Source organism: Roseateles sp., from assembly GCF_036404855.1.
Classification (GTDB): Bacteria; Pseudomonadota; Gammaproteobacteria; order Burkholderiales; family Burkholderiaceae_C; genus Pelomonas.
In genome coordinates, this window is the sequence record NZ_DASWYS010000304.1 from 1 (window position 1) to 3,293 (window position 3,293).

Here is a 3,293-nt window from a genome sequence, read left to right on the forward strand (position 1 = left end):
CGGCTGGGTCGATGCGGTCCGGCCGGCACTCAACCTGCTGGGAAGCTACGCCTGCGCCGACGCCTATGCCTACACCACCTACAACAAGGCCACCGACAGCTATGACTACAACACGGGGTTCGCCCGCTGCGTCCGCCCTGACGCGCGCCCCGTGGTGGAGAAGCGCTACCGCGAGATGAAAGCGCGCAAGGCCGGCGCCACCACCCCGGGCGACGCGCTCGTCATCCATGGCGGGAAGTGGAACGCCCCCGGCTACGGCATGGTCCACCAGTTCGTGACCCAGCAAAAGGCCGCCATCTGCACGCAGTTCGCGAAGGCCGCGGCGCATGTGCTTACGCACGGCCGGCCAGGCGGTCCGCGGGTCGAGATCGTCGCCTATCGCAACCACGTCTACGTGCTGGTCGGGCGCAAAGGCGGCTACTCAGGCCACGTTGTCGACGCGGGCTGGGTCAGCGAGCCCGGGCTCGTCATCGTCGACCCCTGGGCCGGCTCGCTGGGCTGGGACACGATCTATACGCGCTACGCCGACTACCCGCTCAAGGCCATGGCCAACCCGATCTCCCTCGTCGCCGAACGGGCTGCCGCCTGAGGGCGCAACAGACATGGCCGATCTCGCCGGCTTGCTGGATCGCGCCATCGCGCAACTTCGCCAGGAGCACCTGCCCGAGGCCGAGGCACTGCTCGAACAGGCGCTGCGTCTGGCGCCTGGCCAGCCCGATGCGCAGCACTTCCTAGGCGTTCTGCGCCACGCCCAGGGCCGCAGCGCCGAAGGCCTGGCGCTGATCGAGCAGGCCATCCAGGCCATGCCCGGCGAGCCGGGGCCTTGGAACAACCTCGGCAACGTGCTGGTCGAATGCCAGCAACTGGACGCGGCCGAGCGCGCCTACCGCCGCAGTGCCGAGCTGGCTCAAGGTGGCGCCGTCGGGCCCGCCGGTGCCGATGCACTGAACAATCTCGGCACCGTACAGCGCAAGCGCGGGCAATGGGTGGAGGCCGAGGCGAGCTGCCGCGCGGCCCTCGCGGTGCAGCCCGAGCTCGCCGGTGGCTGGTACAACCTGTCGCTGGCGCTGATGGGCCAGGGCCGCATCCACGACGCGCTGCTGGCCAACAGCCGCGCGATCACGTTGTCGCCTCGCCATCTGACGGCGCGCGACCAGTTCATCCGCGCGCTGCTGTTGCAGGGCGAGCGTGAGCAGGCCGCCACGCTGTACCGTGAATGGCTGGCCGAGGAGCCCGACAACCCGGTCGTGCAGCATCAGCTCGCGGCCTGCCTGGGCCAGGCTGCACCGCAGCGCGCCAGCGACGCCTATGTCGAGCAGGTGTTCGACAGCTTCGCGAAGAGCTTCGATGCCAAGTTGCAATCGCTGCATTACCGCGCGCCGGAGCTGGTGGCGAGGGCGCTGCGCGCGGCGGCCGGCGAACCCCGCGCGTCGCTGGACATCGTCGATGCCGGATGCGGCACCGGGCTGTGCGGCCCCCTCCTGCGGCCGTTCGCGCGACGGCTGGCGGGCTGCGACCTCTCGGTCGGGATGCTGCGGCAGGCCCGGCCACGCGGCGTCTACGACATGCTGCACAAGGCCGAACTGGTGTACTACCTGGACACCCAGCCGGCCGCGTTCGACGCCATCGTGTCGGCCGACACGCTGTGCTACTTCGGCCCGCTGGACGCCGTATTCACCGCCGCCCGACGCGCGCTGCGACCGGGTGGATGGCTGGTGTTCACCGTCGAGTCCACGGCCGGCCCGCTGCCGCACGCGCTGCAGCCCAATGGCCGCTACGTGCACGGCCAGGACTACCTGCACCAGGCGCTGGCCGACGCGGGCTTTGGCGCGCCGACGATATCGCCCGAGGTGCTGCGTCTCGAAGCCGGGTTGCCGGTCAACGGCTGGCTGGTCAGCGCGACTGCGGCTGCGGCCGGCCGCTGACGACGAAGTACTGCGTCAGCCCGGGGCGGTGACGCACGCCGGGTGCATCCGGCAACGGTGGCCAGCGCCAGCGCCGCCGGGGCAGCAGGCGCACGCGCCAATCCGTGCCCCCGATGAAGCGGAAGCGGATGCTGTCCGGCGGCTCAACGGCCAGGCCGGAGAAGGTGCCCGTCGAATAAGGTGCCCCGAGGGTGGCCGAATCCAGCAGTTGGCCGTCCGCGTCGAACAGGTGCAGCGACAGCGATTCCTCGTAGGGCCGGTCGTCGGTCATGAACAGCAGCAGACGCTCGTCGCAGCGCAGCGCGGCCTCGAGCACCGCGCCGCGCACCTGCCAGCCGGTGCGCTGGCCGGCAACCACGAGTTCGGAGCGCGGCAGCGCATCGTCCGCGGTGCCCAGTCGTTCGATCGCCACGTCGGTGGCCGTCGTGATCTGCATGGGGCTACCAGAAGAAGTCAATGCCGAACGCGGCCAATGCGCCGCCAACGAAGGCGCCCGCCGTCACGCAAACCGGCGCGCCGGGTCCGCAGGCCAAGCCTGCGAGCGCGCCGCCCGCGATACCGCCTGCAATGCCGCCCCCAGTGACGGCGGCCTCGCGCTTGGCGGCCTCGAGCCTGTTCTCGGCCGTCGCGATTTGATAGATCGACAACGCCAACGAGAGCACGAGCAGGCCGCGCCCGGCGCGCGAGGCCCCTCGCATCCAGGCCGTGACTCGCGGGTTGGCCCGCCCGGCTGCAGCCACGATTTCGGCATAAACCGCCTCCTTCTGTGCCGCACTCAGCGCATTGAAGTCGGCGCCGGCGCCATGCAGCCTGACCGTGTAGCGGGCGATGAGCTCGTTGAGCGTCAGCCCCTCGCTCTTGAGCCACTCGGCAAAGGCACGCCCGACCGGCGTGCTGCGACCTCGCATGATCTCCATGACCGAATGGCGCAGTCCGTGCGCCTGTTCGGCGGCCTCACGCCAGCCGATGCGTCCCGCCGCGGCCTGCGCCGCCAACTCGTCGGCGGCTGCACGCACCTGCCGCGCATAGGCCAGGCGGGTCGCACCGTCGATCGCGCCATGGGTGCCGACGTTGGCGATCTCGGCCTCCAGCGCCTGACGGGCACTGTCGAACAGGCGCCGGTCGTTGCCGGCCGGTACCGGCGTGGCCATGCGGGCGAGCGTGCCCGCGTTGACCGCAGGCCGGTTCTCGCCCGCGCCGGCAGGACCGGGAGTGGTGGATGCGCCGCCCATCTTTGAAGTGCTCCGAAAAGCCGATCCGCAAGGCTAGCCCATGCGGGCAGCACCGGCACGCGCGCGCATGACTTTCGGCGCTGTCGCCGCCAGCCCACGTCCACGACCATGCCCGGGCGCGTCGATACGCGACACC

4 protein-coding genes are annotated in these 3,293 nt (G+C 70.9%); 2 read left to right on the top strand and 2 right to left on the bottom strand.

Annotated elements, in window-relative coordinates:
* Positions 1-589 (top strand): hypothetical protein (locus tag VGF12_RS20495; protein WP_331177902.1); only part of this gene is annotated, 589 nt, incomplete at its 5' end.
* A 13-nt stretch (positions 590-602) separates the two neighbouring features.
* Positions 603-1,925: a tetratricopeptide repeat protein gene (locus tag VGF12_RS20500; RefSeq protein WP_331177903.1), complete on the top strand. Its 1,323-nt coding sequence runs from the start codon at positions 603-605 to the stop codon at positions 1,923-1,925.
* Here the strand turns inward: VGF12_RS20500 and VGF12_RS20505 are convergent.
* Both VGF12_RS20505 and VGF12_RS20510 read right to left on the bottom strand, forming a co-directional pair.
* Positions 1,894-2,361: a hypothetical protein gene (locus tag VGF12_RS20505; RefSeq protein WP_331177904.1), complete on the bottom strand. Its 468-nt coding sequence runs from the start codon at positions 2,359-2,361 to the stop codon at positions 1,894-1,896. The two genes, VGF12_RS20500 and VGF12_RS20505, sit on opposite strands and share 32 nt — an antisense overlap.
* 4 nt (positions 2,362-2,365) lie before the next feature.
* Positions 2,366-3,157, bottom strand: coding sequence for a hypothetical protein (locus VGF12_RS20510; protein WP_331177905.1), 792 nt, complete (start codon positions 3,155-3,157; stop codon positions 2,366-2,368).
* Between the last annotated feature and the right edge of the window lie 136 nt (positions 3,158-3,293).